This window comes from Streptomyces sp. NPDC048192 (assembly GCF_043202415.1).
In the GTDB taxonomy this organism is placed as follows: Bacteria; Actinomycetota; Actinomycetes; order Streptomycetales; family Streptomycetaceae; genus Streptomyces.
Window position 1 is genome coordinate 173,886 of the sequence record NZ_JBIDAL010000002.1, and the last position, 25,660, is coordinate 199,545.

The 25,660-nt window shown below is 74.0% G+C and carries 24 protein-coding genes and 1 pseudogene; 13 read left to right on the plus strand and 12 right to left on the minus strand.

The genetic code is table 11. From position 1 onward, the window contains the following. Positions 1-26 precede the first annotated feature (26 nt). Positions 27-383 (plus strand): tautomerase family protein, encoded by a 357-nt coding sequence (locus ACGFZN_RS03605; RefSeq protein WP_393856818.1) that lies wholly within the window; start codon positions 27-29, stop codon positions 381-383. A gap of 9 nt (positions 384-392) precedes the next feature. Here the strand turns inward: ACGFZN_RS03605 and ACGFZN_RS03610 are convergent, their stop codons facing one another. Both ACGFZN_RS03610 and ACGFZN_RS03615 read right to left on the minus strand, forming a co-directional pair. Next, the gene (locus ACGFZN_RS03610; RefSeq protein ID WP_393856819.1) at positions 393-764 is read right to left on the minus strand and encodes a hypothetical protein; all 372 of its coding nucleotides are present in this window, start codon (positions 762-764) and stop codon (positions 393-395) included. A gap of 104 nt (positions 765-868) precedes the next feature. After that, a complete protein-coding gene (locus ACGFZN_RS03615) occupies positions 869-1,750 on the minus strand; it encodes a hypothetical protein (RefSeq protein WP_393856820.1) in 882 nt (293 codons plus the stop codon). Between the two features lie 307 nt (positions 1,751-2,057). On the opposite strand from ACGFZN_RS03615, the gene ACGFZN_RS03620 reads away from it, so the two are divergent. Beyond that, positions 2,058-4,136 carry a SpoIIE family protein phosphatase gene (locus tag ACGFZN_RS03620; protein ID WP_393856821.1) on the plus strand — a complete coding sequence of 693 codons (2,079 nt, stop codon included), beginning with the start codon at positions 2,058-2,060 and terminating at the stop codon, positions 4,134-4,136. A 15-nt stretch (positions 4,137-4,151) separates the two neighbouring features. Here ACGFZN_RS03620 and ACGFZN_RS03625 read toward each other — a convergent pair whose 3' ends face one another. Continuing rightward, on the minus strand, positions 4,152-5,006 hold the full coding sequence (locus tag ACGFZN_RS03625; protein ID WP_393856822.1) for a putative protein N(5)-glutamine methyltransferase: 855 nt from the start codon (positions 5,004-5,006) through the stop codon (positions 4,152-4,154). A 249-nt stretch (positions 5,007-5,255) separates the two neighbouring features. Beyond that, positions 5,256-6,350, minus strand: coding sequence for a hypothetical protein (locus tag ACGFZN_RS03630; RefSeq protein WP_393856823.1), 1,095 nt, complete (start codon positions 6,348-6,350; stop codon positions 5,256-5,258). Between the two features lie 123 nt (positions 6,351-6,473). Here ACGFZN_RS03630 and ACGFZN_RS03635 point away from each other — a divergent pair, with 123 nt between their 5' ends. After that, a complete protein-coding gene (locus tag ACGFZN_RS03635; protein ID WP_393857180.1) occupies positions 6,474-6,872 on the plus strand; it encodes a MarR family winged helix-turn-helix transcriptional regulator in 399 nt (132 codons plus the stop codon). A 21-nt stretch (positions 6,873-6,893) separates the two neighbouring features. Here ACGFZN_RS03635 and ACGFZN_RS03640 read toward each other — a convergent pair whose 3' ends face one another. Continuing rightward, a complete protein-coding gene (locus ACGFZN_RS03640; RefSeq protein WP_393856824.1) occupies positions 6,894-7,655 on the minus strand; it encodes a GNAT family N-acetyltransferase in 762 nt (253 codons plus the stop codon). Continuing rightward, positions 7,652-8,575 (minus strand): NADP-dependent oxidoreductase, encoded by a 924-nt coding sequence (locus ACGFZN_RS03645; protein ID WP_393856825.1) that lies wholly within the window; start codon positions 8,573-8,575, stop codon positions 7,652-7,654. Before ACGFZN_RS03645 ends, ACGFZN_RS03640 begins: the two co-directional genes overlap by 4 nt. Before the next feature lie 170 nt (positions 8,576-8,745). Between ACGFZN_RS03645 and ACGFZN_RS03650 the strand changes: the two genes are divergently transcribed. The 6 genes from ACGFZN_RS03650 (at position 8,746) to ACGFZN_RS03675 (ending at position 14,276) form a co-directional block, all read left to right on the plus strand. Further along, on the plus strand, positions 8,746-9,351 hold the full coding sequence (locus ACGFZN_RS03650) for a sulfite oxidase-like oxidoreductase (protein ID WP_393856826.1): 606 nt from the start codon (positions 8,746-8,748) through the stop codon (positions 9,349-9,351). A gap of 163 nt (positions 9,352-9,514) precedes the next feature. Beyond that, positions 9,515-10,234, plus strand: coding sequence for a ferredoxin reductase (locus ACGFZN_RS03655; RefSeq protein WP_393857181.1), 720 nt, complete (start codon positions 9,515-9,517; stop codon positions 10,232-10,234). Between the two features lie 230 nt (positions 10,235-10,464). Continuing rightward, a complete protein-coding gene (locus tag ACGFZN_RS03660) occupies positions 10,465-11,049 on the plus strand; it encodes a hypothetical protein (protein WP_393856827.1) in 585 nt (194 codons plus the stop codon). 110 nt (positions 11,050-11,159) lie between these two features. Then, positions 11,160-12,128, plus strand: a complete 969-nt coding sequence (locus ACGFZN_RS03665; RefSeq protein WP_393856828.1) for an acetylxylan esterase — start codon at positions 11,160-11,162, stop codon at positions 12,126-12,128. A gap of 109 nt (positions 12,129-12,237) precedes the next feature. Next, positions 12,238-13,404 (plus strand): serine hydrolase domain-containing protein, encoded by a 1,167-nt coding sequence (locus tag ACGFZN_RS03670; RefSeq protein WP_393856829.1) that lies wholly within the window; start codon positions 12,238-12,240, stop codon positions 13,402-13,404. Positions 13,405-13,532: 128 nt separating this feature from the next. Then, entirely contained in the window at positions 13,533-14,276 is a 744-nt protein-coding gene (locus ACGFZN_RS03675) for a GntR family transcriptional regulator (RefSeq protein ID WP_393856830.1), read from the plus strand. Here ACGFZN_RS03675 and ACGFZN_RS03680 read toward each other — a convergent pair. Then, positions 14,246-14,998, minus strand: a complete 753-nt coding sequence (locus ACGFZN_RS03680) for a class I SAM-dependent methyltransferase (protein ID WP_393856831.1) — start codon at positions 14,996-14,998, stop codon at positions 14,246-14,248. The genes ACGFZN_RS03675 and ACGFZN_RS03680 overlap by 31 nt on opposite strands. Positions 14,999-15,088: 90 nt before the next feature. Between ACGFZN_RS03680 and ACGFZN_RS03685 the strand changes: the two genes are divergently transcribed. The 3 genes and pseudogenes from ACGFZN_RS03685 to ACGFZN_RS03695 all read left to right on the plus strand — a co-directional run. After that, positions 15,089-15,487 (plus strand): nuclear transport factor 2 family protein, encoded by a 399-nt coding sequence (locus tag ACGFZN_RS03685; protein WP_393856832.1) that lies wholly within the window; start codon positions 15,089-15,091, stop codon positions 15,485-15,487. A 749-nt stretch (positions 15,488-16,236) separates the two neighbouring features. Beyond that, the gene (gene rho / locus ACGFZN_RS03690; protein WP_393856833.1) at positions 16,237-17,385 is read left to right on the plus strand and encodes a transcription termination factor Rho; all 1,149 of its coding nucleotides are present in this window, start codon (positions 16,237-16,239) and stop codon (positions 17,383-17,385) included. 237 nt (positions 17,386-17,622) lie between these two features. Next, a pseudogene (locus ACGFZN_RS03695) lies at positions 17,623-18,318 on the plus strand (D-alanyl-D-alanine carboxypeptidase family protein); the annotation flags it as partial. Between the two features lie 59 nt (positions 18,319-18,377). Here ACGFZN_RS03695 and ACGFZN_RS03700 read toward each other — a convergent pair. Together ACGFZN_RS03700 and mptB are read right to left on the minus strand one after the other, a co-directional pair. After that, positions 18,378-19,766 (minus strand): glycosyltransferase family 87 protein, encoded by a 1,389-nt coding sequence (locus ACGFZN_RS03700; protein WP_393856834.1) that lies wholly within the window; start codon positions 19,764-19,766, stop codon positions 18,378-18,380. Beyond that, on the minus strand, positions 19,763-21,166 hold the full coding sequence (mptB, locus tag ACGFZN_RS03705; RefSeq protein WP_393856835.1) for a polyprenol phosphomannose-dependent alpha 1,6 mannosyltransferase MptB: 1,404 nt from the start codon (positions 21,164-21,166) through the stop codon (positions 19,763-19,765). The genes ACGFZN_RS03700 and mptB overlap by 4 nt, the downstream gene beginning before the upstream one ends. 151 nt (positions 21,167-21,317) lie before the next feature. On the opposite strand from mptB, the gene ACGFZN_RS03710 reads away from it, so the two are divergent. Then, a complete protein-coding gene (locus ACGFZN_RS03710) occupies positions 21,318-22,088 on the plus strand; it encodes an alpha/beta fold hydrolase (protein WP_393856836.1) in 771 nt (256 codons plus the stop codon). Between the two features lie 23 nt (positions 22,089-22,111). Here the strand turns inward: ACGFZN_RS03710 and ACGFZN_RS03715 are convergent, their stop codons facing one another. From ACGFZN_RS03715 to ACGFZN_RS03725, 3 genes are all read right to left on the minus strand, one after another. Next, positions 22,112-23,050, minus strand: coding sequence for a glutaminase (locus ACGFZN_RS03715; RefSeq protein ID WP_393856837.1), 939 nt, complete (start codon positions 23,048-23,050; stop codon positions 22,112-22,114). Positions 23,051-23,114: 64 nt separating this feature from the next. After that, entirely contained in the window at positions 23,115-24,527 is a 1,413-nt protein-coding gene (aspA, locus tag ACGFZN_RS03720; protein WP_393856838.1) for an aspartate ammonia-lyase, read from the minus strand. Positions 24,528-24,594: 67 nt separating this feature from the next. After that, entirely contained in the window at positions 24,595-25,611 is a 1,017-nt protein-coding gene (locus ACGFZN_RS03725) for an asparaginase (RefSeq protein ID WP_393856839.1), read from the minus strand. Positions 25,612-25,660: the final 49 nt, after the last annotated feature.

Sequence of the window (25,660 nt, forward strand, 5' to 3'; positions counted from 1 at the left end):
ACACCGACCACTCCGTACCTACTAGTATGTACGATCAGTGGGCCCGGTACAGCCCGCTCCCGAAAGGACGCCAGGACCGCTTCCAGGTGCTGACCGGCCACGACGGCGTCACCAGCGGTCTGCGCCACGGCGACCGTCTGGGCCTGCGCAAGGACGACTCGGCGGTGTTCGTGGCGATCACCATGCGCGCCGGGCGCGGCCCGGAGCTGAAGCGCGCTCTCTACCGGCGGATCGCCGAGCTGGTGCACGAGCGCACCGGCACGGCGCAGCGCAACGTGGTCGTCACCGTCACCGAGAACACGTCCGTCGACTGGTCCTTCGGCGACGGCGAGGCGCAGTACGCCCCGGCCGGCGGGGAGCCGGCCGGGGCGCTGTCGCGGTGAACGGGAGGGTCAGCGGCTGCGCAGCCGCAGGTGGAGGTCCCGTTCCTGGTCGCCGGAGGCCGTGCAGGTCTCCTCGACGGTGAAGATGGAGTCCAGGGTGTGCCGGAACCGGTCCACGGCCCAGTAGCCGCCCTGGACGTCCGCCTGGACGGGTGCGTCGAGGTGCACCGGCGGACAGTCCGGCCCCCGGGTGTCGGCGACGTCGTAGGTGCCGAGCCACACCATCGGCCGGACCTCGTGGAGCTGCTGCGGGATCTCGTCCTCGCCCCGGTCGGACGCGAAGCAGTGGCTGAGCGCGTCGAAGACGAGGCGGGCGTCCTCCTTGGAGCCGCTGATCTCCACCGTGACGGTCTCCGGGTGCGACCCCTCCGTGTGTGCCATTGATCGCTCCTTTCGTGCCGCGCCGCGGTGGAACGGGGTACCCCGCCCAGCCGCTTCCATCCTCAGCAAAGCACCACCGGCCCGCCGGCACACCCCGGGCGGGCTCAGCCGCGGGTGAACCGGTACGTCTTGCTGTCGGTCAGGACGCAGAAGCCGGGCGACATCACGATCACGCGCAGGGTCCCCGTACGGCGGTCGTAGTCGATGCCCTCCGCCTCGAAGTCGCCGGAGCAGGCACTGCGCAGGGGCAGCTGACGCAGGGCGGTGACATGGCCGGTGACGTCCGAGGAGCCGTTCGGCGGGGCCGACAGGTCGATCTGGAGCAGCGGCTTGGTCATGCCGAAGAGGCTGCCGTCCGGATCGTCCGAGGAGCACAGCAGCGTGGTGGGGCCGGAGAAGTCGCAGCCCTGGACGTCGCGGACGGCGTGGTCGAGGTTGACCGTGGCGGCCTGCGGGAGGTCCGCCGAGGGCGAGGTGGAGGGGTTGACTCCGGGGGTCGGGAAGACCAGCAGCCGGTTCATCGTGCCCCATTCGCCCGACAGCATCCACTGCCCGTCGGGCGAGATCGCGTCCCAGGAGTTGTTCAGGGCCTCGCCGGGGCCGAGCGTGTGAACATACTCCGACCAGGTGCCGTCGGGCGCCTGCACGCGGTACATCTTCGAGTTGCCGGAGTCCCGCTGGTAGGGCTCGATGTAGTAGCCGTTGTACGAGGCGTCGGGGTCCCCGACGTGATTCCAGCCGCGACCGGAGACGCTGATGGGAATGGTGCCGATACCGGTGTACCGGTTCGGGCTGCCCGCCGGGACCTCGACGGAGGTCAGGCCCTGGCTCTCGTCCAGCGCGCGGGCGTGGTCGGAGCCGGTCTCCGTCCAGGTGTCGGCCGCGGCGGCGGGCCCGGACGCGGACAGGGACACGACGGCGGCGGTGGCGAGGGTGACGAGTCCGGCGAGAGCTCTGTGACAACGTTGCCGGGCGGACGCGGGCATGGCCGACTCCTCGGACGGGGTGGGGGGCACTCGGTCGGCGGACAGTCTGGCGTGGCGCGATGGTCATGTACAGACCAATGCAGCAACATGCACGTGAACTCTCCCCGTCCGGCCGCAGGACGTGCAGGATGTGCGGGACAGGAGCGCTCCCCCGGCGTGACGGCTTCGGCGGACGTGCGCCGCTGTGGTGAGAGATGGTGGAGGTAACCGGCGAAGGCGCCGGAGAGTCGGGTGTGAGCACGGTGGAGCAAGGGGAGTCGGCACGGGGGACGACGTGCCGTGCGGACGGGCGAAGGCGGTGCATGGCATGAGTGCAGCCGAGGCTCCGGTGACGGAGGGCGGCGAGCCCGTGCGCGGACCGGTGCGGCCGGGCGGCCTGCTCGACGTGCTGCGCGTGGCCTCGGTGGTGCTGGACGCCACCGGCCGTATCGTGCTGTGGAGCCCGCAGGCCGAGGAGCTGTTCGGCTACGGCGCCGACGAGGCCCTGGGCCAGTACGCGGCCCGGCTGATGGTCCACGAACGCCACTTCGAGCTCGTCGGCAGGCTCTTCGCCGATGTGATGCGCACCGGGCAGAGCTGGGCCGGCGGCTTCCCGATCCGGCACAAGGACGGCAGCACCCGCGTGGTGGAGTTCCGCAACATGCGGCTGCTGGACGACCACGGCGACGTGTACGCCCTCGGGCTCGCGGCCGACCAGTCGACCGTGCGCCGGCTGGAGCAGGACGTGGCGCTGTCCGAGCGGATGGTGAAGCAATCGCCGATCGGCTACGCCGTCCTGGACACCCGGCTGCGGTTCGTCTCGGTCAACCCGGCCCTGGAGAAGATCAACGGGGTGTCCGCCGCCGAGCACCTCGGGCGGACGCTGCGCGAGGTGCTGCCGATGCTGGATTCCAGCGGGGTGGAGGCCGGCGCCCGCCGGGTCCTGGAGACCGGCGTGCCCGTGATCGACGACACGACGGTCGGCCGTACCCCCGCCAACCCGGACGAGGACCGCATCTGGGCCCACTCGCTGTACCGGCTCGAGGACGCCATGGGCAACGTGCTCGGCGTGGCGGTCACGGTGGTCGACATCACCGAGCAGCACCGGGCCTCGGTGGAGGCCGAGACCGCCCGGCGCCGGCTCGCCATCGTCGCCGACGCCTCCGCCCGCATCGGTACGACCCTCGACCTGGACCGCACGGCCTGTGAGCTGGCCGAGGTGGCCGTGCCGGAACTCGCCGACGTGGCCGCGGTGGATCTGCTGGACTCGGTGGTGGAGGGCCGGCGCAGCACGCTCGGCCCGTCGGAGGGTGCCGTGATCCGGGCCCTCGCGGTGCGCCCGCAGGACGGCTCGGACGCCGTACGGGCGGCCGACCTGCCCGGCCGGATCGCCCGGTACGCGCCCGACCGCCTGGTCACCGAGTGCGTGCGCTCCGGTGAGGTGGTGCTGGTGACGCAGGTGAAGGACGCGGACCTGCCGCGCATCGCCCGCTCCCCCGAGGCGGCCGAGCTGCTGGGCCGGGCCGGGCTCCACTCGTACCTGGCGGTGCCGCTGATCGCGCGCGGCGAGGTGCTGGGCGCCCTGGACCTCAAACGCACCCGCAATCCGGCGCCGTTCGACGACGACGACGTGCTGCTCGCCCGGGAGCTGGCGGCCCGCGCGGCGGTGCAGATCGACAACGCGCGCTGGTACCAGAACGCCCGCAACACCGCCCTCACCCTGCAGCGCAGCCTGCTGCCGAGCCGTCCGCCGGTGACGACCGGCCTGGAGGTGGCCTCCCGCTACCAGCCCGCCGGTGCCACCACCGAGGTCGGCGGCGACTGGTTCGACGTCATCCCGCTGGAGGGCGGCAAGACCGCGCTGGTGGTCGGCGACGTGATGGGCAGCGGGCTCAGCGCGGCCGCGACCATGGGCCGGCTGCGCACGGCGACCACCACGCTGGCCGCGCTGGACCTGGACCCGGCGCTGCTGCTGGAGCACCTGGACAAGACGACGTCGGCCCTGGACCACTCGATCGCCACGTGCGTGTACGCCGTGCACGATCCGCATCTGCGGCAGTGCCGGATCGCCAACGCCGGCCATCTGCCGCCGGCCCGGGTGCGCGCGGGCCGGCCGCCGGAACTGCTCGACCTGCCCACCGGGGTGCCGCTGGGGGTGGGCGGGGTCGCGTTCTCCACGGTCACCGTCGACCTCGCCCCCGGCGACGAGCTGGTGTTCTACACCGACGGACTGGTGGAGACGCGCCGCCACTCCCTCGACGAACGCCTCGACTTCATGCTGTCCCTGCTCGACGACCCGGCCCGCCCCCTGGAGGAGACCTGCGACCTCCTCCTGCGCACCCTGCACCACCCCGACAACCACGACGACGTCGCCCTGCTGATCGCGCGGGCGCAGGAACTGCCGTAGCCGGCCGCACCGGGCTCAGCGGGACGTTCGGGAGGCGCGGGCCGGGCCTTGCCCGGCGCCCGGCGGATCCTGGGGCCGTACGCCGATCACCACGTGCGCGGACAGTTCCTCCGACACCGCCAGACGGGCCGTCAGGCCGGCGTCCGTGAAAGCCCGGACGGCGGCGGGCGCCTGGCGTTCGCTGGTCTCGGACAGCAGGCAGCCGCCCGGCGCGAGCCACTCCGGGGCGCCGGCCGCCACCCGGCGCAGCAGGTCCAGGCCGTCCGGGCCGCCGTCCAGGGCGGCGCGCGGCTCGTGGTCGCGGGCCTCGGCCGGCAGCAGGGGCAGTTCGCCGGTCGGTACGTACGGCACGTTCGCGGTGAGGATGCCGACGCGGCCGCGCAGCGCGGGGGGCAGGGCATCGTAGAGGTCGCCCTGGTGGGCCCGGCCGGTGAAGGCGGCGAGGTTGCGGCGGGCGCACCGCACGGCCGCCGGGTCGATGTCGGCGGCGTGCACCTCCGCCCCGTGCAGGGCGGCGGCGAGGGCCGCGCCGAGCGCGCCGGAGCCGCAGCACAGGTCCACGACCACCCGTGCGTCCGGAGTCTGGGCCAACGCCTGGTCGACGAGGAACTCGGTGCGGCGGCGGGGCACGAACACCCCCGGTTCCAGCACGACCCGCAGGCCATGGAACCGGGCCCAGCCCAGGACCTGTTCCAGCGGCAGCCCGGCGGCACGCCGGTCCACCATCGAGGACACCTCGTCCTCGGAACGGGCGGTGCCAAGGATCAACTCCGCCTCGTCCTCGGCGAAGACGCACCCCGCGGCACGCAACGCGGAGACGACGGCGGCAGCGGAGGAAGCAGAAGGGGAAGGGGGACCGGAAGGAGGCATGGAGGCCGAAAGCCTTTCGTGGCGCGGGAGTCGAGGGGCGCTCCCGCGGTCACCGGTGCCGGCGCACCGCGCCGTCACGAAGGGGGAGCATCCCCGAGGGCACAGCGGTGATGGTTCCCACCTCCTCGGCGCTCGGGGCCGCGTACCTCCGCGACCGGACGGTCACCATACCCCAAGGGACGGCGCCCGATGCGAGCGGGAAAACCGAACCGGTCGGCGCGCTGCCGGAGGTGGCCGCGGTCCGCCGGTTCAGACGCCGACCGTCTCCTCGGTCTCCTCCTCGGCCTCTTCCGCGGCCGTGCGCGCGTCCGCCTCCCCGGCGGTCGGGTGCGGCGCCGGGTGCGCGCCGGGTGCCGCGGTCGCCGTCGTGCCGGCCGCGTGGCGGGCGTGCCGGGGCCGCTCGTACAGGGCCGCCACGCCGGTCACCGCCAGGCCCAGGAGCAGCCAGACCAGGAGCGTCCAGACGTTGCGCGAGAGACCGTCACCGCCGAAGTACAGCAGGCTGCGGACGCCCTCGACGAAGCCGGCGCCGTTCCAGAAGGCGTGCAGGGTGCCGAAGAAGCCGTTCTGCAGCTCGGGGCGGAACAACCCGCCGGAGCTGGTGAAGTTGAGCATCACGAACAGCACCATCATGGCGAGCGTGGTCCACCGCTTCAGGAAGGTGTGCAGGCCGGTGCCGACGAGCAGGATGCCGGCCGAGTACAGCCAGGCCATGCCCCACACGCCCGCGAGGTCGTGGTGGGCCAGCCGGAACACCGGCCCGGCGAGCAGCGCTCCGATGGCGCTGACGACGGCGGAGACGCCGAGCGCGAACAGGGCCCGCACCCGCATCGGGAGGGCGGAGCCCGCCGCGCCGATCGCCGCGACGGACGCGTAGGAGCCGATGCTGAGGGCGATGAGCAGGAAGAACAGGCCCTGGCCCGTGGGGTCGTCGGCGACCGGCTCGGCCACGTCGGTGACCTTCAGCGGGACACCCTGCCGGGCGGCGACGGGGGTGAAGACCTTCTCCACGGCCGTGGCGCCCATGTCGGAGGCCGCGCTCGCCACCAGCAGCTCGGGGGACTTGGCGCTCGGCACGTAGGCGCCGGTGACCTCGCGGGACTTCAGGAGGCCGACGGCGTCGGCGCGGTCGGCCACCGTGCGTACGTCGAGCTTGTCACCCGCGGTGTCCTTGACCGTCTGGGCGAAGACCTTCGCCTGCGGGGTGGTGCCGACGACGGCGACCGGCATGTGGTGCGGCTCCGGGGTCACGAAGGCCCCCATGTACGCGAGCCCCATGCCTATGCACATCAGCAGCGGGGTGATCAGGTGCGTGAGCACATGGCGCAGCGCCGGTGACCTCATCGCGGGCGACCTCCATTGGTTGGCATTTACAACTTCCAGTCAAGTTGTACTATACAACTACAACGCCGGAGGAGGTATTCCGTGAGCGCAGCCGAGTCGGCCGTGGAGACGATCCAGCGGGAGATGACGGTCTTCGCGCGCCGGGCGCGTGCCTCGGCGGGCCGGATGCACCCCGAGCTGTCGCTGGTGTCGTACACCCTGCTCAGCCACCTGGAGGAGCACGACGGCCGCCGGGCGACGGACCTGGCCGCACACTACGCGCTGGACAAGTCCACGGTCAGCCGCCAGGTGGCCGCGCTGGAGCGGGCCGGGCTGATCGAGCGCCGGCTGGACCCGGACGACCACCGGGTCCAGGTGCTGCATCTGACGGAGGCAGGCCGGCAGATCCTCGCCCAGGTCACCCGCAGCCGCCGGGCCGCCTTCCGCGAACGGCTCGCGAACTGGCCGGAGGAGGACCTGGTGCGCTTCGCGGCGTACCTGGAGCGTTACAACGCGGGACCGGACGAGACCGGCTCCGGCTGACAGACCGCCCGCGCCGGGCTCTCACGCCACCGGAACCGCCGGCGCCTCGTCAGACAGCCGCTGCGGTGCGCGGGCCGCGAGGAACGCGGTGCGGCGGCGCAGCCGGAAGCCCAGGGACTCGTACAGCCGGATGGCGCCTGTGTTCTGGGCACTCGTGTGCAGGAAGGGCGTCTCGCCGCGCTCCCGTATACCGTGCGCGACCGCGAGGATCAGCCGGGTGGCGAGGCCCTCGCCGCGGAAGGCGGGGTCGGTGCAGACCGCGCTGATCTCGGTCCAGCCGGGCGGGTGCAGCCGCTCCCCCGCCATGGCGACCAGCGCGCCGCCGCGGCGGATGCCGAGGTAGGTGCCGAGTTCGACGGTGCGGGGCAGGAAGGGGCCCGGCCGGGTGCGGGCCACCAGGTCGAGCATCTCGGGCACGTCCGCCGGGCCGAGCCGGACCGCCTCCGCGTCGGGCGCGGCGGCCAGGTGGTCGTCCACGAACTGCACGCCCTCGATCCGGAAGGTGGTCTCCCAGCCGTCCGGCACCTCGCCGCGGAAGCCCGGCAGCGGTATCTCCGCGCCGGGACCGGCGAGGGCGGCCAGGTCCGCCCAGTCCCGTGCGTCCGGTTCGTCGGGCAGCGCCAGCCACGGGGAGACGTCGACGGGATAGCGCAGCACCCGGCCGCGCCGCTCGGCGAAGTGCGCGTGCGGGCCGGTCAGCGAGGCGAGAGCGGGGTTGTCGAGGACGTGCGGAGCGTCGGCGGCGATGGCGTCACCGACGCCGGGACCGGGTATGCGGCTCACTCGGCCACCTCGATGACGACCTTGCCGAGGGCGTGTCCTTCCTCCACGGTGCGCAGTGCCTGGCCGGCCTGCTCCAGCGGGAAGACGCGGGTGACGTGCGGCTTCAGGGCGCCGCGCGCGGCGAGGTCGGCCACCGCCTCCAGGACGGCGGCGGTACGGGCCCGCCGGACGGGGGCGCCGCCCAGCGCGGCGACGGCCTCCTGCGGCGATCCCGCGGTGACCAGCTTGCTGCGGTCCTTCAGCAGCTCGGCGGCCTCGGCGAGGACCGGCCCGCCCACCAGGTCGTACACCCCGTCGATCCCGTCCGGTACGACGGCCCGCACCCGCTCGGCCAGATCCGGTCCGGAAGTCAGGTGCACGGCGCCGAGCGACTCCACGAAGTCCCGCTTGCCCTCGCTCGCCACGCCCACGACGCGCAGCCCGAAGGCGCGGGCGATCTGCACGGCCGCGCTGCCGACACCGCCGCCCGCGCCGGTCACCAGCAGGGTCGCGCCGCCGGGCAGGTCCAGCTGGCGGACGCCGTCGTAGGCGGTGGCGGCGGCGACCGGCAGCGTGGCGGCGTCACGGAAGGACACCGCGGCGGGCTTGTGGGCGGTCACGCCGGCGGTCAGCAGGGCGTACTCGGCGTAGCCGCCGTCGGCGGTGCTGCCGAACACCTCGTCGCCGGCCGCGAAGCCGGTGACACCGGGGCCGGCCTCCTGCACCACACCCGCCGCCTCGCTGCCGAAGACCCGCGGGAAGACGGGCTCGCTCTCGCCGGGCCGGCGGAAGCCCTCGCGCAGCTTCCAGTCGACGGGATTGACGCCCGCGGCGCGGACCGCGATCAGGATCTGGCCGGGACCCGGACGTGGGCGGTCCAGGTCGATCAGCGCCTCGGTCTCCGGTCCCCCGTGCCGGGTGTGGACGTACGCCTTGGGCATGCTCTTCCCTCGCTTCTCTCGCACTGCCACCGGTCTACCGGTGCCGGCACCGAGGGCAAAGGAGAAGCGCCGCAGGGCTATTCCCCGGGCCCGAAAGAGTTCATACGGCTGCAATCATCCGGGGGATGACCAGGGGCGGAGCACCCGGAGCGACCGCGTACGGTTGAAGGATGAACGTAACGCGAGGCTTCACGGGCCGCCCGCGCGTGCACAACCCCGGGCTGCCGCCCGGGCAGTACGACGCGGGCGAGGACTGGCCCGTTCTGTCCGCCGAGGTCACCCCCGACCTCGCACCGGCCGACTGGACCTTCCGCATCGACGGCCTCGTGGAGCGGCCGCACACCTGGGACTGGGAGGCGGCGCACGCGCTGCCGGCGTCGGCGTACGACGGCGACATCCACTGCGTGACGGGCTGGTCGAAGTTCGGGGTGCGTTTCGGCGGCGTCTGCCTGGACGCGTTCTTCGACGTGGTGCGCCCCCGTGAGTCCGCCACGCATGTGCTCGCCCGCTCCCACACCGGCTACACCGCGGGCCTGCCGCTCGCCGACGTCACCGGCGGACGGGCGTGGATCGTCTGGGAGTACGACGGCGCACCCCTGCCCCCCGAGCACGGCGGTCCGGCACGGCTGGTCGTGCCCCACCTGTACTTCTGGAAGAGCGCCAAGTGGATCGCGGGCCTGACCCTCCTGGACCACGACGAGCCGGGCTTCTGGGAGCGCAACGGCTACCACGAGCGCGGCAACCCCTGGGAGGAGCAGCGGTACTCCGGTGACTGACACGGCGACGACACACTCGGACACCCCCGGGACGCGCCCGGCTTCCGCTCGGGCCACGGTCACGGCCACCGACCCGGCCCCGGCCCCGGACACGGCCGCCGCGCCGGCAGCGGTCCCGGCCACCTCTGTCACCGTCCCCGCCCGCCCCGCCCCGCGTTTCGCCGTGCCCGCGCGGATCGCGGTGAGTGAGCAGGTGGCGGCGGTGTGGCAGACCGCCACGGTGGCGGAGATCCGGCGGGAGACGCCGCGCGCCGCGACCTTCCGGCTGGCGGTGCCGGGCTGGGCGGGGCATCTGCCCGGCCAGCATCTGATGCTGCGGCTGACCGCGCCGGACGGCTACACGGCGCAGCGGCACTACTCGATCGCCTCCGCGCCGGACGACTCCGGGCACATCGAGCTGACCCTCGGCCATGTGCCGGACGGAGAGGTGTCGGGCTGGTTCCACACGGTCGCCCGCCCCGGTGACACGGTCGAGGTGCGCGGCCCGCTGAGCGGCTTCTTCGCCTGGCCGGGCGACCGGCCCGCGCTGCTGCTCGGCGCCGGGTCCGGGATCGTGCCACTGATGTCGATGGTGCGGCACCACCGCGGGCTCGGGCTCACGGTGCCGCTGCGCATGCTGGTGTCCGCGCGCAGCCCCGAGGAGCTGATCTACGCGGCGGAGCTGGGCGCGGAGACGACGGCCGTCTTCACCCGCAGCGCGCCCCAGGGTGTGCCGGTCGGTCGTATGGCGGCAGCACATGTGGCGCCGCTCCTGGCGGAGCCGCCGGCCGGTGGGTGGGAGGCATATGTGTGCGGATCCAACGGGTTCGCCGAGCACGCCTCCCGGCTGCTGGTCGCGGCGGGCCAGCCGGTGGACCGGATCCGTATCGAGCGCTTCGGCTGAGCCGCCGCGCCGGTCCCCGGGGTGCGCGCGATGTCCGGTGGCGCGACCGTGGGCGCGTGGCGCCTTCCGTGCTTCAGGTGGGCTTGAACTCGCGGCCGGGCGGCATGAGCGAGGTGCTCCGTACGGGGTACGAGACGAGTGTGGACGCTCGTGTGCGCGAGCGGCGGGGGTGGCGGACCGGGAGGCCCGGTTCGCCCGCTCTCCGGCTCCGGCGGTGCGAGGAGGTGGACATGCGTACCGGGGTGCGTGGCTGGCGCTGGCGGCGCAATCCGCTGCGGCGCCGCTCGGACGTCGTGGAGGCGTGGACGGTGCTGATCACCGCCGTCCTGCTGTTCGTCGTCACGCCCCTGGTCGGCGTGGCCGCCGGCCTGCGGGCGCACGACACGGCCCAGCACCTCGCGGCCGCCCAGCGGGCCGAGCGGAACCAGGTACGCGCGCGGGTGATCGGCGACCCGCCCCAGCGGGTGTCCGGCGGGCAGACCGACCGCGGCTACCCGTACCGCGCGCGGGTCAGCTGGACCGAGCCCGGCAAGGGCGTCCGTACGGCGTGGGCGCGGGTGCCCGCGGGCACCCTGACCGGGGACACCGTCTCCGTGTGGTTCGACGCCCGCGGCCGCAGCGTGTCCCCGCCGCCGAACGCGGCCGCGGTCTGGCAGCACACGGTGACCGTCGGGCTGGTCGCTGCGGGCGGCACGGCGTCCGTCGTGCTCCTCGGACACGCCGTCGAGCGCCGGATCGCGCTGCGCCGCCGGCTGGCGGAGTGGGAGCGGGAGTGGGCCCGGACGGGACCGAAGTGGACCCAGCCGCGGGCCTGACCTGCCCGGCAGTCCGGCCGCCGAGAGGGAGCAAACGCTTACTGGTCAGCCTTCCGCGCTCCCACGTACGGTGACGCTGACACATTCCCCCTTCGCCAAGGCGGTTGTTGATGGCCCTGTTCGACCTTCCCCTCGACGAACTCCGCGAGCACCGCAGCGAGTCCACCGAGCCCGAGGACTTCGACGCCTTCTGGGACAAGACCCTCGAGGAGGCGCGCGAGCACGATCTGGACGCCCGCTTCGAGCCGGTGGACACCGGGCTGTCGACGGTCCGGGTGTACGACGTGACGTTCGCCGGGTACGGCGGCCAGCCGGTCCGGGGCTGGCTGCGGCTGCCGGCCGGCGCGAGCGAGCCGCTGCCGCTGGTCGTGGAGTTCATCGGCTACGGCGGCGGGCGCGGGCTGCCGCACGAGGACCTGCTGTGGGCCTCCACGGGCCGGGCGCACTTCGTGATGGACACCCGCGGCCAGGGCAGCGCCTGGGGCGCCGGGGGCGGCACGGCGGACCCGGTGGGCGCGGGGCCGGCGTACCCGGGGTTCATGACGCGGGGCATCGACGCGCCGGAGAACTACTACTACCGCCGGGTGTTCACGGACGCGGTGCGCGCCGTCGAGGCGGCCCGCTCGCATCCGCTGGCCGACGCCGAGCGGACCGCGGTGATCGGCGCCAGTCAGGGCGGCGGCATCACGCTGGCCGTCGGCGGCCTGGTCCCCGACCTGGTCGCGGTGGCGCCGGACGTGCCGTTCCTGTGCGACTTCCCGCGCGCGACCACGCTGACGGACCGGCACCCGTACCGCGAGATCGGCCTGTTCCTCAAGACCCACCGCGGCCGCACCGCGGACGTGCTGCGCACGCTGTCGTACTTCGACGGGGTGCACTTCGCGGCCCGGGGCCGGGCGCCCGCGCTGTTCTCGGCGGCGCTGGAGGACCAGACCTGCCCGCCGTCGACGGTGTTCGCCGCGTTCAACGCCTGGGCGCACGAGGACAAGGCGATAGAGGTCTACGACTTCAACGACCACGAGGGCGGCGGCCCCTTCCACGAGGCGGCGAAGCTGCGCTGGCTGAGGTCGTACGCCTGAGACGCGGGGCGGGCGTGCGGGGGCTTCCCTCCAGTCCGACCAGTCGGTACGTTCGGGGAGCCCGGGTCGCGGCGTCGCGGCCCGGTTCCCCTGCGACGACGGAGGCGCCATGCCCGCGCACGAGACACAGGTCCACGGCCACTGCGACGCGCGTTTCTCGGCGGTCCGGGAGGCCTTCGAGGAGAACTTCCTAAAGCGCGACGAACTGGGCGCCGCCGTCGCCGTGACCGTCGACGGGGTCATGGTCGTGGACCTGTGGGGCGGCTGGGCGGACGCGGCCGGCACCCGGCCGTGGCAGCGGGACACGGTGGTGAACGTGTGGTCGACCACGAAGGGCCCGGTGGCGCTGTGCGCGCACCTGCTCGCCGACCGGGGGCTGCTCGACCTCGACGCGCCCGTGGCCGCGTACTGGCCCGAGTTCGCCGCCGCGGGCAAGGAGAAGGTGCTCGTACGGCATCTGCTGTCGCACCGGGCCGGGCTGTCGGGGCTCCGGGAGCCGCACTCCCTGGCCGACCTGTACGACTGGGAGCTGACCACCGCCCGGCTGGCGGCGACCGAGCCCTGGTGGGAGCCGGGCACCCGTTCCGGGTATCACGCGCTGACGTACGGCTTCCTGGTCGGCGAGGTGGTCCGGCGGATCTCGGGGCTGCGGCCGGGGGCCTTCCTGGCGCGGGAGGTGACCGGGCCGCTCGGGATCGACTTCACCGTCGCGCTGCCGGCCGGGGAGGCGGACCGGGCGGCCGAGCTGGTGCGCCCGCCCGCCATGTCCGGCGGTCAACAGGCGTCGGTCTTCGGGCAGTTGCCGCCCGCCGCGCTGGCGGCGCTGGCGAATCCGCTGGTCGGTGCGGCGGAGGCGAACACGCCCGAGTGGCGGGCCGCGGAGATCCCCGCGGCGAACGGGCACGGCACGGCCCGCGCGGTGGCGGCGCTCTACGGCGTCTTCGCCGGGCGCGGCTCCTACGGCGGGCAGCGCGTCCTGTCGCCGGAGGCGGCCGAGCGGGTGCGCGAGGGACAGGGCAGCTGCCGCGATCTGGTGCTGGGCGCGGGCTTCGAGGGCGAGACCGAGGTGGGGCTCGGGCTGTGGCTGAGCGGTCCGCACGGGTCGTACGGCCCGAACCCGCGCGCTTTCGGCCATGACGGGTTCGGCGGCTCCTGCGGGCTGGCCGATCCGGAGGCGGGCGTGTCACTGGGGTACGTCATGAACCGGATGGGGCCGCGCATCGCCGACGACCCGCGCAAGGCGGCGCTGATCGACGCGCTGTACAGCGCCTTGTGACCGGGATCGCGCGGGTGGGTTTCGGTCGAACCGGCAGGCCGCTCTTCCCTCGTGGTTTAGACCAATGCTAAGTCTGGTCGCGCAACGAGCCCGCACGACTACGTCTTGTCACACCAGGAGGGCGCGGCATGGCCCGCACCACCCCGCACGAACCCGACCCGAGCGACGGCCGGCCCCTGTACGGTCGGATCGCGGCACTGCTGCTCGACGAACTGCGCGCCGGCACCGTCCCGCCGGGCGAACGGCTCCCGGGCGAACGACATCTGGCCGCGCACTTCCAGGTCAGCCGGGAGACGATCCGGCAGGCGCTGGAGATGCTGCGGCGCGGCGGACTGATCGCCACCGACCGGCGGGGCAGCCACGCCACGCTGCCCGCCCGGCCGGTCGGGGCGCCGGCGACGCCGGCCTTTCCGCTGGGCGCCCGCCCGGCGGACCCGGCCGCGGTCGACCGGGCCACGGTGACCTGGGAGGCGCCGCCGGAGGAGCACGCGCGGGCGCTGGGCCTCGCCCCGCACCGCCCGACGCTGGTGCACCGCTACCGGTCGGCCACGCCGGACGGCCGGTCGCTGCGGACGGCGGTGACGTCGTTCTCGGCGGTGGCGCTGGCCGAGGTGGCGGAGCTGGCCCGCTACCGGGACCGGGCCGACGGCAGCACGCCCGCGCAGCTGCGCCGGGCCTACGACTGGATGCGCAAGGCCGGTCTGTCGCTGCACCACCACGATGCCATCACCCAGGCCGACGGCGCGCGTTCGGTACGGGTGACCCGGCGGGTGCACGACCAGTACGCCCGGCCGCTGGAGATCACCGATCTGGTGGTGAACGCCGAACAGGAGACCCTGGTCTACGAGTTCACGCTGCCCGCGGCCGGCTGAGCACGCCGGGCCACCACGAGCCTCGCCCGCGGGCTGCCGTCCTCGCGCCGCCCGAACGCGGGCAGGGCGTGCAGGTCGACCGCGAACCCGGCGCGCTCCAGTTCCCCGAGCACCCGGCCGAGCCGGAAGGCCCGGTAGTACATCACGAAGGGCGGCCGCCACAGCGCGTTGCGCACCCGCATCACCCCGTCGAAGCCGAGCAGCATCCAGAAGCCGGCCTGTGTCGGCTTCGGCGGGGCGAGCACCGGGAAGGCGAACCGGCCCTCCGGCCGCAGGACGGAGTGGACACCGGCGAACAGCCCCGGCAGTTCTCGCGGCAGGAAGTGTCCGAACGCCCCGAAGGACACGACGAGATCGAAGGCGGCCGTGAACGGCAGGACCCGGGCGTCGCCGCGCACCCAGGCGACCCGCGGCCCGCCGGCGGGCCGTACCCGGCACCGGGCGACGTCGAGCATCCCGGCGCTGAAGTCGACACCGGTGACGCTGCGGCGGCACAGCCCGGCGAGCACCTCGGCGCCCGCGCCCGTGCCGCAGCACAGGTCGAGCCCGTCCTGGAACGGGCCGAGCGGCGCGAGGGCCTTCGCCACGGACTCCAGGACGACGTCGGGCGTGCGGAACGGCGTGTGGTCGAACTTCGGGGCGAGCAGGTCGTAACCGCGCTCCACGGACGACAGCGCCTGCACGGCCAGTTCGCGCACGGAGGGGCCTTCGGGACCGAACATCTCCTCAGCCTACGGGCACTCGCACCGTGAGCACCCGCGCGCACTAGTCTCATCGGCACCTGTTCGCTCACTTGACCATGAGGTGGTCCGATGCACGCTTTCCGTGCGGCCGTCGAGGCCGGGGACTTGGACGCCGTGGAGGCGCTGCTGGCGGAGGACGTCGTCTTCACCAGCCCGGTCGTCTTCAAGCCGTATCCCGGCAAGGCGATCACGGCGGCGATCCTGCGCGCGGTCTGGCAGGTCTTCGAGGACTTCCGGTACGTCCGGGAGATCGGCGATCCGGCCGCCCCCGACCACGCGCTGGTCTTCACGGCCCGGGTGGGCGACCGCGAGCTGACCGGCTGCGACTTCCTGCACGTCAACGAGGAGGGGCTGATCGACGAGTTCATGGTCATGGTCCGCCCGCTGTCCGGCGCGCAGGCGTTGGCCGAGGCCATGGGCGCGCGGTTCGACGAGATCGCCGAGGCGGCGAGGGCGGGGCGGGCCTGAACACTCCGCGCTGCCCGGGGGCCACGGCCGCCGGGTCCGGAGGTCACCCCTCCAACTGCATGAGGCTCACCCTGCAGAAGCTCTCCTCCAGCGGCGCGTTCCGCGGAGAGGTCCTGGTGGGCGAGGAGTCGTCCTCGGGCCAGGAAGACGCCGGCCGCCCAGGCGGCGGAGGCCGCGACCGCGCCGACCACGGCCCCCAGCACCGCCTCGCCGGCCCCGCCGCCACCGGCCGTCGGCGCCCCCGTGCCGAACTGCGGGGCCTGCGCACAGGGATGGCTCAGCTGCGGCTGCCCGAACTGCCCGGCCGCCCTGTTGGGGCAGGCCGAGCAACGTTGGCTGCGCCTAGAAGGCGCCCGGCGGCGGGGACTGCGGGGTGAGCCGGTGGTTTTTTGAGCTGACGGCTGGTCAGGGGCTAGCAGCGCAGCGAACGGCGGAAGGATCTCCTCGGGGGCCGGGGCGGGAATGAATGCGGACGGCATCATGTTGACCGAAGCAGACGCACGGGTATAGTGCGATCAGCGCGTGTGCGTGTCCCGTCGTAAGGACGCCGGCGCCGCTTTTCTCCGAGAGCCCCATGGCCGAGGTCTTCGACCGGCTCGGGCTCCTTCTGTGGACCACCTCGTGACAGGGCGTTTCCGCCGTACCCGAGGTGCCGTTCCCGCCGCCCGGAGGCAGTTGCCACCGCCTCCCGCTCGCGGCCTCTCTCCCCTCCCCCTCGCTTCTTCCGTCCGCCGAAAGGACCTCCCACCATGACCACCACACTCGAACACCCTCCCGCGGTCCAGCGGGCGCCCGCCGCCCGGCTCGTCACCGGTGTCCTCGACATCGACGCGCAGGGGAAGGCGCAGCTGCGGGCCGCGTCCCTGCTGCCCACCCCCGCCGACCCCCAGGTGCCGCCGGGCCTGATCCGGCGCCACGGGCTGCGCAAGGGCGACCTCGTCGAAGGCGTCCAGGGCGACCGGCGCGCCCTGACCGAGGTCACCCGCGTCGACGGACGCGACCCCGCCTCCCTGCGCTCCCGGCATCACTTCCGCGACCTCACCCCGCTCCACCCGCACCGGCGCATCCGCCTGGAACACCCCGGCTCCGGGCCGGCCGGGCGCGTCGCCGATCTGTTCGCACCGGTCGGCATGGGCCAGCGCGGGCTGATCGTGGCCCCGCCGAAGAGCGGCAAGACCGTCCTGCTGCAGCAGTTCGCCGCCGCCGTCGCCGGCAACCACCCCGAGTGCCGGCTGATGGTGCTGCTGCTGGACGAGCGCCCCGAGGAGGTCACCGAGATGCGCCGTTCCGTGCGCGGCGAGGTGTACGCCTCCACCTTCGACCGGGCGCCCCGGGAGCACATCGCCCTGGCCGAGCTGGTGATCGAACGGGCCAAACGGCGGGTGGAGGCCGGCGAGGACGTCGTGATCCTGCTGGACTCGCTGACCCGGCTGTGCCGGGCGCACAACAACGCCTCCGCCGCCGGCGGGCGCACCCTGAGCGGCGGTGTCGACGCGGGCGCGCTGCTCGGCCCCAAGCGGTTCTTCGGCGCCGCCCGCCAGGCGGAGGAGGGCGGCTCGCTGACCATCCTCGCCACCGTGCTGGTGGACACCGGCTCCCGTGCCGACGGCTACTACTTCGAGGAGCTGAAGAGCACCGGCAACATGGAGCTGCGCCTGGACCGGGAAGCCGCCGCCCGGCGCCTGTTCCCGGCCGTCGACCTCGACGCCAGCGGCACCCGCCGCGAGGAACTGCTGCTCACCCCGGCCGAACTGACGGCCGTACAGGGCCTGCGCCGGGTCCTGCGCCCCCGCGACGGCGGCCCGTCCGGTCTGGAGACCCTCCTGGAGCGGCTGCGCTCCACCCCCGACAACGCCGCCTTCCTGCGGCGGATCCGGCCCACCCTGCCCTCCGGCTGAGCCCCTCGCCGGGGCCGGGATCCGGCATCCGGGTTGCCCGCGTGGGCCGAACGGCCGCTACGGCGAGAGAGACGGCCCACCCCTTCGTACGTTGACCATATGATCACCGGACTTTCTCATCGGGTGGCCGCGACGGCCTGTTCCCTGTGTGTGGCGGGCGTGCTGGCCCTCACGCCCGCCACCGCCTTTGCCGGCCCCCGTGCCGGAGTGCCCGCACCGCCCGGCCCGGGGGCGGCGATGCCCGCGCCGTCCCTGCTCTACCGCTCCGGCGTCCAGGTCCGCCCGCACCGGGACGCGCCCGAGGTCCCTCAGGTGTCGGCGCTGTCCTGGGTGGTGGCCGACGCCGGCAGCGGCAGCGTGCTGGCCGCGAGTTCCGCGCACCGCAAGCTCCCACCCGCGAGCACGCTGAAGACCCTGTTCGCGGTCACGGTGATGCCGTCGCTCCCCTCCTCGATGCGGCACACCGTGAGCACCAGGGAACTGGCGGGCATCGGCGAGGGCAGCAGCCTGGTCGGTGTCAAGGAAGGGCTCTCCTACCAGGTGGCCGACCTGTGGCGCGGGGTGTTCCTCAGCTCCGGCAACGACGCCGTGCACGTGCTCGCCGCGCTGAACGGCGGCTGGAACACCACGGCCAGGCGGATGCAGGACAAGGCGCGGACGCTCGGCGCCCTGGACACCCATGTGGTCTCCCCCGACGGCTACGACGCCGACGGCCAGGTGTCCTCCGCCTTCGACCTGGCCGTCTTCGGCCGGGAGGGCCTGCGCAACCCCGACTTCGCCCGCTACTGCTCCACCGCCCAGGCGTACTTCCCCGGTGACGGCGAGTCGTACGGCATCCGGAACACCAACCGGCTGCTGACCGGGGCCGACGGGGTGGCGAAGTATCCGGGGCTGATCGGCATCAAGAACGGCTACACCACCAAGGCGGGCAACACCCTGGTGGCCGCGGCCCGCCGGGGCGGGCGCACGCTGGTGGTGACCGTGATGAACCCTCAGGCCGGCGGCGGGTTCACCGTGTACCAGGAGGCGCGCAAGCTGCTCGACTGGGGCTTCGCGTCGGCGGGCCGGGTGGACCCGGTCGGCTCGCTGGACGCGCTGCGCGTCGTGAAGTCCCGCCCGGCGTCGGTGACCGCACCGGTGGCCGCGGCCGCGTCCCCGGCGGCGGACGGCTCGGGCTGGTCGGTTCCCGCCGTCGCCGCGGGGCTCTCGGGGCTCGGGGTGGGCGCCGTGGCGCTGACGCTGACCCTGCGGGCCAGGGGCAGCCGGGCGCCGCGCGGCTGACCGACCGGCAGGCCCAGGAGCAGGCCCAGCGTGATCCAGGTGTAGGTGTTGCTGCCCAGGAAGCCGCCGATACCGGACGCGTCGTCGAACCACAGCCAGACCACGCTCGTGCAGAGCACGCCGAACAGGGCGCCCGCGATCCGCGGGCGCCCGGCGCGCAGCAGCACGGCGAAGGACGGCAGCAGCCACACCAGGTGGTGCACCCAGGTGATGGGGCTGACCAGGCAGGCCGCCGCCCCGGTGAGCGCGAGGGCCGCCGTCGGGTCGCCGGCCCGCACCGCCCTGCGCGCCCGCCACGCCCAGACGCACAGGGTCAGCAGCACCGCCGTCGCCCACAGCGGGCGGCCCGGCTCGCCGAGGCGGGCCAGCACGCCCTGGAGCGACTGGTTCGACACGTAGTCCAGCCGGCCCACCCGCCCGGTGTCCCACAGCGCCTCGGTCCAGTAGAACCGGGAGGCCGCCGGGTCCGCCCAGGCGGCCAGCGCGGTCGCCGCGAGGGCGACGGCCGTCGCCACGCCCGCCGCCCGGCGGCGTCCGGCGAGCAGCAGCAGGCCGATGAACAGGGCGGGCGTGAGCTTCACGGCGGCGGCGAGCCCGGTCCCGGCACCGGCCCAGCGCTCCCGGCCGGTCGCCGGCAGCAGCCAGTCGCCGAGGACGAGGGCGAGCAGCACCAGGTTGACCTGGCCGAAGCTGAAGGTGTCCCGCAGCGGCTCGAACAGGGCGAGCAGGCACAGGCACAGCGACCAGCGGTACCAGCCGTGCCGCCGCCAGCCGGGCCCGGCCAGGATCCGCAGGACCACCGCCAGCGCGACCAGGTTGACCAGCAGGGACGCCACGATCGCGGAGGTCCGGCCGAGTGGGGCCAGCGGCAGCATGGCGAGGGCCGCGAACGGCGGGTAGGTGAAGCCGTACGAGGTGCCCGGCACCCGGTAGTCGTAGATCCGGCCGCCGTGGTGCACCCAGGTGTGCACGGTGCCGTAGTAGACGCGCAGGTCGAAGAAGCCGCGCAGCAGCGGCACGGTGGCGGTGAACACCGTCACGGCGGCGGCGAGGGCGAGGACCAGCAGCAGCCGGCCCCCGGTCGTGCGCGGCCCGCTCACGCCATGCGTCCCGGCGCCGGGGCCTGGGCCGCCTGGTGGGCCTGCCACAGGACGACCACGCCGAGCACCCCGCCGGAGACGGCGAGCACCAGCTGGCCGGGGTCGGCCGGGCCGCCGCTCGGCAGGACGGCGAGGGCGAGGACGCCGGCCAGGGCCGCGACCCGGTGCCGTACCGAGGTGCTGGGCGCGGCGGCGGCGATGAGGAACAGGCCCCACAGCACGTACCAGGGGCGGATCGCGGGGCCGAGCACGGCGACCGTGAGCAGGCTGAGGCCGAGCGCGTACACGGGTCTGACGCGCGTCCGCAGCCATATCAGCGCCACGGCCACGGCGGTCGCGGCGAGGCCGAGCACCTGCCAGGCGGGCACGGCCAGGGGGGCCAGGCTGCTGCCTAGGTGTGCCAGGAGGGCGCCGGTGGCGCGGCCGAGCAGGCTGGTCAGGGCCCAGTTGTGCGGGGAGACCGGGGTGTTCAGGGCACCGATCCAGCCGTATCCGGTGCCGGCGACGGCCGTGGCGGCGACCGTCGTCACGGCGGACGCTGCCGCCGTGCTCAGGGCGGCCGGCAGGGGGCGGCGGCCGGAGCGGACCTGTAGGGCCACGACCGCGAGCAGACCGAGCGCGGCCGGCGCCTTGACCAGGGCGGCCAGGGTGACGAGGACGGCTCCGAGGACACCGCCGGCGGGCCGGTCCCCGCGCGCGGCGACCAGGCCGAGCCCCAGCGGGCCGAGCATCAGGGCGTCGTTGTGTGCGCCCGCGACCAGGTGGAGCAGCACCAGCGGGTTGAGGGCGCCGAGCCAGAGGGCGGCGGCCGGGTCGGCGCCGCTGTGCCGGGCGAGGCGGGGCAGCGCCACCGCCATCAGGGCCACCCCGAGCAGCGCGACCAGGCGCATGCCGAGCAGGCCGGCGGGCAGCCGGCCGTCGGTCAGACCGGACAGCGCGGAGGCCAGGGCGAGGAAGGCGGGACCGTAGGGTGCGCCGGTGTGCCGCCACATCGGGGCCACCTCGTCGGCGAGCGGGCCGCCGAGCTGGGCGGGGCCGTGGGCGTAGACGTCCATGTGGGCGTCGACCATGGCGCCCTGCGCGAGATAGCTGTAGACGTCCCGGCTGAACAGCGGTGGTGCGAGCAGCAGGGGCGCCGCCCACACGGCGAGCACCAGCAGCAGGGCGCGCGGGGTGGGCGGCTGCGGGCCGCGCACCAGGCGGCCGAGCAGCAGCCAGGCCGCCGTCAGCAGGACGACACCGAAGTACACCCCGACGACACCGAGCGCCGCCTGCGCCGAGGCCGGGGCCAGCAGGTCGCGTACGGGCAGGGCGCCGGCCGTCTCGCCGCCCAGCGCGAGACATGCGGTGCCGGCCAGCCCGAGTACCTGGCAGCGGCGGAGATCGACGGGAAATGCCATGGCCAACACTCGGGCAGCGTGTCAACGCCGGGTGGCCGGAAGACGACGCTCCGCTCACCGGCGGGCGGCCCGCACGTGACCGGCGTGTGAGCGGCGATGACTTCCGGGCGTCCGCAGGGTCACCACCGGGACGGCAACCGACGGAACGGACGTGATCACCGTGGCGCACAGCTCCGCCCACACGAAGACCGGCGACCTGCGGATGTACTACGAACTCCACGGCGAGCCGTCCGCGCACCGGCCGCTGGTGCTGCTGCACGGGGGCGTGTGCACGGTGGACCTGTCCTTCGGCGCCGTGCTGCCCGCGCTGGCCGCGACCCGCCGGGTGGTCGCCCCCGAACTGCAGGGGCACGGGCACACCGCCGACACCGGCCGCGCGCTCACGGTGCCCGCTCTCGCCTCCGACGTGGTCGTGCTGCTGGACGAACTCGGTATCGAGCAGGCCGACTTCCTCGGCTTCAGCCTCGGCGCACTGACCGCCCTGGAGGTGGCGGTACGGCATCCGGACCGGGTGGGACGGCTGGTCCTCGCCTCCGCCCCGTACACGCGGGACGGCTACCACCCGGAGATCCAGGACCCGGCCTCCGGTTCGTCACGGCTGCCGGGCCCGGCGGACTTCCGGGAGATGGCGGACGCGTACGCCGCGGTCGCGCCGCACCCCGAGCGCTTCCAGGACCTGCTCGCCAGGTGCTCGGCGGCCGCCCGGGCACCGCTGCCCTGGACCGCCGGCGACCTTCGGGCTCTGCGGGCGCCGACGCTGCTGGTCATCGGCGACACGGACTTCGTGCGCATCGAGCACGCGGCGGAGATGCGGAGCCTGATCCCGCACGCCCGTCTCGCGGTGCTCCCGGGCACCACCCACATGGCGCTCATGCGCCGTACGGCCCTGCTGCTCCCGCTGCTGCACGAGTTCCTGGACTGAAGGGCCCGCGGCGGCCGGAGCGGTCAGAACACCGACAGCCCGGTCAGCGTGGTGAACCGGTCGAGCGCGGCCACTCCGGCCACCGAGTTGCCGCGCTCGTCCAGGCCCGGGCTCCACACGCACAGCGTGCACCGGCCCGGCACGACCGCGATGATCCCGCCGCCGACCCCGCTCTTGCCGGGCAGTCCCACGCGGTAGGCGAAGTCCCCGGCCGCGTCGTACGTACCGCAGGTCAGCATCACCGCGTTGACCTGCTTGGCCTGGCTGCGGGTGAGCAGCCGGCCGCCGTCGGCGCGGATGCCGTGCCGGGCCAGGAAGCCGGTGGCGAGGGCCAGGTCGGCGCAGGACGCCCGGACCGAACACTGCCGGAAGTACTGGTCGAGCAGGACGGGCACGTCGTTGTCGATGTTGCCGTAGGACGCCATGAAATGGGCCAGGGCGGCGTTGCGGTCGCCGTGCGCGCTCTCGGAGGCGGCGACCTCCTGGTCGAAGTCAAGGGAGGCGTTGCCGCTCTCGGCGCGCAGAAACGCCAGCAGCTCGCCGGCCGCGTCCCCGGTACGGGTCTGGAGGCGGTCGGTGACGACGAGGGCGCCCGCGTTGATGAAGGGGTTGCGCGGGATGCCGTTCTCGTACTCCAGCTGGACCAGGGAGTTGAAGGGGTTGCCGGAGGGCTCGCGGCCCACGTGCTCCCACAGTTCGTCGCCCTCGCGGGCCAGGTCCAGGGCGAGGGTGAAGACCTTCGTGATGGACTGCGTGGAGAACGGCTCGCGCCACTCCCCCACCCCGTACACCGTGCCGTCCAGCTCGGCGACGGCCATGCCGAAGCGGCGCGGGTCGCAGGCGGCGAGGGCCGGGATGTAGTCGGCGGCCCGGCCGCGGCCGGGGGTGCGCTCCATCTCCTCGGCGATGCGTTCCAGGACCGGCAGGAAGGTGAGGGACGACGTCGTTGTCATGATCACCATTGTGCCTCCGGACCGGCCCCGGAGCCCACTCGCCCCGGGGCCGATATCCGCCTGTTACCGCAGGTCAGGTGGCCGGCGCCCCGCTGCCGGCGACGACCTCGGGGCGCAGCAGGCCGGCCAGCCGCTCGGCGGGCAGCAGGCCCTTGTCCAGGACGAGTTCGGCCACGCCCCGGCCGGTGGCGAGGGCCTCCTTGGCGATCTCGGTGGCGGCGGTGTACCCGATGTGCGGGTTGAGGGCGGTGACCAGGCCGATGGAGTTCTCCACGCTCGCCCGCAGCCGCTCGGTGTTGGCGGTGATGCCGGACACGCAGCGCTCGGCCAGGGTCAGGCAGGCCCTTTGCAGATGGGCTATGGACTTCGACAGGGAGTGCAGGATGACCGGCTCGAAGGCGTTGAGCTGGAGCTGTCCGGCCTCGGCGGCCATGGTGATGGCGACGTCGTTGCCGATCACCTCGAAGGCGACCTGGTTGACCACCTCCGGGATCACCGGGTTGACCTTGCCCGGCATGATGGACGAACCGGCCTGCACCGGCGGCAGGTTGATCTCGCCCAGTCCGGCGCGCGGGCCGGAGGACAGCAGCCGCAGGTCGTTGCAGCTCTTGGAGAGCTTGACCGCGATCCGCTTGAGCACACCCGACATCTGGACGAAGGCGCCGCAGTCCTGGGTGGCCTCCACCAGGTTGGCGGCGGTGACCAGCGGCAGCCCGGTGATCCGGGCCAGGTGCCGGCGGGCCGACTCGGCGTATCCGGCGGGGGCGTTGAGGCCGGTGCCGATGGCGGTGGCGCCGAGGTTGATCTCATGGATCAGTTCGACGGCCTCGGCGAGACGGCTGCGGTCCTCCTCGATCATGACGGCGAACGCGGAGAACTCCTGACCGAGCGTCATCGGCACGGCGTCCTGCAACTGTGTACGGCCCATCTTGAGCACGTCACGGAACTCGACGGCCTTGCGGGCGAACGCGTCCTGCAGGACGGCCATCGCCTTGAGCAGTCCGCGCACCGCGAAGACCGTGGCTATCTTGACGGCGGTCGGATACACGTCATTGGTGGACTGGCTCAGGTTGACGTCCTCATTGGGGTGCAGATACGCGTACTCCCCCTTGGCGTGGCCGAGCAGTTCCAGCGCACGGTTCGCCACGACCTCGTTGGCGTTCATGTTGGTGGAGGTGCCGGCGCCGCCCTGGATGACGTCGACGACGAACTGGTCGTGCAGCTTGCCCGCGCGGATCTCCTGGCAGGCGGCGACGATCGCGCGCGCCTTCCGGGGCGCCAGCAGGCCGAGTTCCTCGTTGGCGAGCGCGGCGGCCTCCTTGACTGCGGCCAGGGCCTCGATCAGGTGCGGGTAGGCGGAGATGGGGGTGCCGGTGATGGCGAAGTTCTCCGTCGCGCGCAGGGTGTGCACACCCCAGTACGCGTCGGCGGGTACGTCGCGGTCGCCGAGAAGGTCGTGTTCGGTGCGGGTGGCGGCGGCGGTCATGAGGGGTGAGGGCTTCCTCGCGAAGGGGTGGGGTGAGCGCGCCCCCGAGGGGGCGCGGGGCGGCGGACTACACACAAGCGGGCTGGGACACCGGGTCCAGGGCGCGCACGGCCCGCACACACCCCACCGGCTCGCCGCCGCCCAGCAGCGGCTCCCCCGCGAACCCGGTCAGCAGCGCGGGGTCGACGCCCGCGCGCGCGAGCGCAGCCGCCGCCACGGGAATCCGCGCCCGGTTCGCACCGTCGGCGATCTTCACGGCGACGGCCCGGCCGTCGGGCAGCGCGGCGACCTGCACGCCCTCGAAACCGTCCTTGGCGAGCAGCCCCGGCACGGCCCGCATCAGTGCGGCGACGTCACGGCGGGCGCCGGAGGCCATCTCGGGGTGGGCGCGCATCGCGTCGGCGACCCGCGCCTCCGGCGTGCCGGGGGCGGCCGAGACGATCCGGGACAGGGCGCGGGCCAGGCCGTGCAGGGAGAGGGAGAACAGCGGCGCGCCGCAGCCGTCCACGGTGACCCGGGCGACCCGCTGCCCGGTGAGGTCCTCGACGGTCTCCCTGATCGCCTGCTGGAGCGGGTGCTGCGGGTCGAGGTAGTCCGGCAGGGACCAGCCGCCCAGCCGGGCGGTCCACAGCATGGCCGCGTGCTTGCCGGAGCAGTTCTGGGCGAGCCGGGAGGGGTCCCGGCCCTCGCGGATCCAGGCGTCCCGAACGACCGGGTCGTACGGCAGGTCGGGGACGTTGCGCAGGTCGTCCTCGGTGAGCCCGGCGAGGTCGAGGATGCGCCGGGTCCCGGCGAGGTGGCGGTCCTCGCCGGAGTGGCTGGCGGCGGCCAGCGACAGCAGCGGGCCGTCGAGCGGCAGCCCGGCGCGCAGCATGGCCACGGCCTGGAGGGGCTTGACGGCCGAGCGCGGGTAGAAGGCGGCCTCGATGTCGCCGAGCTGGAAGTCCACCCGGCCGCCGGCGCCGAGGACGACGACGGAGCCGTAGTGGATGCCTTCGACGACTCCGCCGCGGACGAGGTGGGCGACGGGGGCGTGGAGGGGTTCGCGTATGGCGGGTGCGTCGGCGAGGGAGCTGCTGTACATCACTGCCTGTATCGATGGGTCGGGTCCGGCCGGTACGCGGGTCACGCGC

Bases quoted from the DNA above. Each gene is read 5' to 3' on its own strand.
- ACGFZN_RS03605 (WP_393856818.1), top strand. From the start codon at position 27: ATGTACGATCAGTGGGCCCGGTACAGCCCGCTCCCGAAAGGACGCCAG.
- ACGFZN_RS03675 (WP_393856830.1), top strand. From the start codon at position 13,533: ATGGCCCGCACCACCCCGCACGAACCCGACCCGAGCGACGGCCGGCCC.
- ACGFZN_RS03630 (WP_393856823.1), bottom strand. From the start codon at position 6,350: ATGAGGTCACCGGCGCTGCGCCATGTGCTCACGCACCTGATCACCCCG.
- ACGFZN_RS03650 (WP_393856826.1), top strand. From the start codon at position 8,746: ATGAACGTAACGCGAGGCTTCACGGGCCGCCCGCGCGTGCACAACCCC.
- ACGFZN_RS03660 (WP_393856827.1), top strand. From the start codon at position 10,465: ATGCGTACCGGGGTGCGTGGCTGGCGCTGGCGGCGCAATCCGCTGCGG.
- ACGFZN_RS03725 (WP_393856839.1), bottom strand. From the start codon at position 25,611: ATGTACAGCAGCTCCCTCGCCGACGCACCCGCCATACGCGAACCCCTC.
- ACGFZN_RS03635 (WP_393857180.1), top strand. From the start codon at position 6,474: ATGACGGTCTTCGCGCGCCGGGCGCGTGCCTCGGCGGGCCGGATGCAC.
- aspA (WP_393856838.1), bottom strand. From the start codon at position 24,527: ATGACCGCCGCCGCCACCCGCACCGAACACGACCTTCTCGGCGACCGC.
- ACGFZN_RS03615 (WP_393856820.1), bottom strand. From the start codon at position 1,750: ATGCCCGCGTCCGCCCGGCAACGTTGTCACAGAGCTCTCGCCGGACTC.
- ACGFZN_RS03645 (WP_393856825.1), bottom strand. From the start codon at position 8,575: ATGCCCAAGGCGTACGTCCACACCCGGCACGGGGGACCGGAGACCGAG.
- mptB (WP_393856835.1), bottom strand. From the start codon at position 21,166: ATGGCATTTCCCGTCGATCTCCGCCGCTGCCAGGTACTCGGGCTGGCC.
- ACGFZN_RS03670 (WP_393856829.1), top strand. From the start codon at position 12,238: ATGCCCGCGCACGAGACACAGGTCCACGGCCACTGCGACGCGCGTTTC.
- ACGFZN_RS03610 (WP_393856819.1), bottom strand. From the start codon at position 764: ATGGCACACACGGAGGGGTCGCACCCGGAGACCGTCACGGTGGAGATC.
- ACGFZN_RS03680 (WP_393856831.1), bottom strand. From the start codon at position 14,998: ATGTTCGGTCCCGAAGGCCCCTCCGTGCGCGAACTGGCCGTGCAGGCG.
- ACGFZN_RS03620 (WP_393856821.1), top strand. From the start codon at position 2,058: ATGAGTGCAGCCGAGGCTCCGGTGACGGAGGGCGGCGAGCCCGTGCGC.
- ACGFZN_RS03665 (WP_393856828.1), top strand. From the start codon at position 11,160: ATGGCCCTGTTCGACCTTCCCCTCGACGAACTCCGCGAGCACCGCAGC.
- ACGFZN_RS03715 (WP_393856837.1), bottom strand. From the start codon at position 23,050: ATGGTGATCATGACAACGACGTCGTCCCTCACCTTCCTGCCGGTCCTG.
- rho (WP_393856833.1), top strand. From the start codon at position 16,237: ATGACCACCACACTCGAACACCCTCCCGCGGTCCAGCGGGCGCCCGCC.
- ACGFZN_RS03625 (WP_393856822.1), bottom strand. From the start codon at position 5,006: ATGCCTCCTTCCGGTCCCCCTTCCCCTTCTGCTTCCTCCGCTGCCGCC.
- ACGFZN_RS03685 (WP_393856832.1), top strand. From the start codon at position 15,089: ATGCACGCTTTCCGTGCGGCCGTCGAGGCCGGGGACTTGGACGCCGTG.